Here is a 2,212-nt window from a genome sequence, read left to right on the forward strand (position 1 = left end):
AACCCCGGTCTACGAAAAGGACTGCACCATGAAACTCATGCTCAAGAGTGTCGCTGCGCTGCTGCTGCTCGTCATCGGTTCCGCGTCGCTGACCGCGTGTCACACGATCAAGGGCGCCGGCGCGGCGTATCGGCCGGGCAGAAGGCGTCGTGCAAGGCGCGAATGACTTCGACGGCCGGACTGTCGGCCAGGCGGTAGAACACGGTCTGCGCCTCCTTGCGCGTGTCGACCAGCCCTTCCTCGCGCAGCTTGGCCAGATGCTGGGACAGAGCCGACTGGCTGAGCTCGATTTCGCGATTGATGTCGCCTACCGACAGCTCCCCTTCGACCAGCAGGCAGAGCACGCGCAGGCGCTGCGGATGCGCCATCGCCTTGAGCAGGTCGGCGGCGTGCTCGGCCTGGGCGGCCATTGCGGCGGCCATACCGCGTTTCATCACCAGTGTCATCGCCGTATCTTCCTCGTTATGCCTCGTCGTGGGGAGGTGCTTGCATTGTATTTCAGTAAACACTACATTAGCAAAACTTAATCAAGCTCTTCTCGGAGAGCGTTATGAAGCGGATCGTGGTACTCGGTGCGGGCATAGGCGGCATGAGCGTCGCCTACGAATTGCGGGCGGCGATCGGTCCGGATCGCGCCGCCGTCAGCGTCGTCGGCGAGGGCGACAGGTTCAGCTTCACGCCGTCGAATCCCTGGGTCGCCGTCGGCTGGCGCAAACCTGGCGAGATCCAGCTCGACGCGCCCGAGCGGCTGGGCAGGAAGCGCATCGGCTTCGAAAGCGCCGGCGCCGAGCGCGTCGATCCGGAAACGAATCGCATCGTGCTGCGCGACGGCCGCGTCGTGGACTACGACTACCTCGTCATCGCCACGGGGCCGCGTCTGGCCTTCGACGAAGTGCCCGGTCTCGGCCCGGAAGCGCATACACAGTCGATTTGCACGACCGATCATGCGGCCTCGGCCTGGACGGCCTACGAGGCGTTCCTGAAGGACCCCGGTCCCGTCGTCATCGGCGCCGCCGCCGGCGTCAGCTGTTTCGGGCCGGCCTACGAATTCGCCATGATCCTCGATGCGGATCTGCGCGCGCGCAAGTTGCGCGACCGGGTACCGATGACCTTCGTCACCAGCGAGCCGTACATCGGCCACATGGGGCTGGGCGGCGTGGGCGACTCGAAGGGGCTGCTCGAGTCCGAACTGCGCCAGCGGCACATCAAGTGGATCACCAACGCGCGGATCACCGAAATCGGCGCGAGCGAACTTCGCGCGCAGGAGCTCGACGACCGCGGAGAATCCGTGCGCGAGCACACGTTGCCGTTCCGCTACGCGATGGTCATGCCGCCGTTCACCGGCGTGGACGCGGTCCGCCAGGCGCGCGAGCTGTGCAATCCGCGAGGTTTCGTCCTGGTCGACGCGCACCAGCGCAGTCCGAAATACCCGAACGTATACGCGGTCGGCGTCTGCGTCGCGATTCCTCCGGTCGAGCAGACGCCGGTGCCGACCGGTGCGCCCAAGACCGGCTTCATGATCGAATCGATGGTGTCGGCCGTCGTGGCCAACATCAAGGCCGACCTCGACGGCCGCCGGGGCGAGGCGCAGGCGACCTGGAACGCCATCTGTCTCGCCGACATGGGCGACAGCGGCGTGGCCTTCGTCGCGATTCCGCAGATTCCGCCGCGCAACGTCACCTGGGCGCGCAGCGGCAAATGGGTGCATGTCGCCAAGGTCGCCTTCGAAAAATATTTCCTGGCCAAGATGCGCTCCGGTCACACGGAGCCGATCTACGAAAAGTACGTGCTCAAGGCGCTCGGCATCGACCGCCTGAAGTGATGATTCCCGTAACTGATAGGAGCCTGTCATGAATGTCGACAAAGCCGTATTCGCCTTCGCCGGCGGCATGGTCCTGCTGAGCCTCGCGCTCGCCCACTTCGTATCGCCCTGGTGGCTGCTGCTGACGGCCTTCGTCGGCCTGAATCTGCTGCAGGCCGCCTTCACCGGTTTCTGTCCGGCCGCGATCGTGTTCCGCAAGCTCGGCCTGCCGGCCGGCTGCGCATTCCGCTGAGACCGTCATGCGCGCCTTGCGTAGCGGTCTGTTGCTTGTCATCGCCGTGCTGGCCGGTTGCGGCGCGGAGCCGCCGCCGGCGACCGGCGCGGCCGAGGTCGCGTTCGCGACCGTGACCGTCGCGGCGCGCGCCGGCGACCGCGAGCGCGTCTGGGACG

3 protein-coding genes are annotated in these 2,212 nt (G+C 66.2%); 2 read left to right on the top strand and 1 reads right to left on the bottom strand.

Annotated features, from left to right (window positions below; all coding sequences use genetic code 11):
* Positions 1-107: 107 nt before the first annotated feature.
* Positions 108-446: an ArsR/SmtB family transcription factor gene (locus NON22_RS23370; protein WP_257389389.1), complete on the bottom strand. Its 339-nt coding sequence runs from the start codon at positions 444-446 to the stop codon at positions 108-110.
* Between the two features lie 104 nt (positions 447-550).
* Between NON22_RS23370 and NON22_RS23375 the strand changes: the two genes are divergently transcribed.
* Together NON22_RS23375 and NON22_RS23380 are read left to right on the top strand one after the other, a co-directional pair.
* Complete coding sequence (locus NON22_RS23375) at positions 551-1,822, top strand: NAD(P)/FAD-dependent oxidoreductase (protein WP_257389390.1); 1,272 nt, start codon at positions 551-553, stop codon at positions 1,820-1,822.
* A gap of 28 nt (positions 1,823-1,850) precedes the next feature.
* Positions 1,851-2,054: a YgaP family membrane protein gene (locus NON22_RS23380; protein ID WP_257389391.1), complete on the top strand. Its 204-nt coding sequence runs from the start codon at positions 1,851-1,853 to the stop codon at positions 2,052-2,054.
* The last annotated feature ends 158 nt before the right edge of the window (positions 2,055-2,212 follow it).

The organism is Tahibacter caeni, assembly GCF_024609805.1.
Lineage (GTDB): Bacteria > Pseudomonadota > Gammaproteobacteria > Xanthomonadales > Rhodanobacteraceae > Tahibacter > Tahibacter caeni.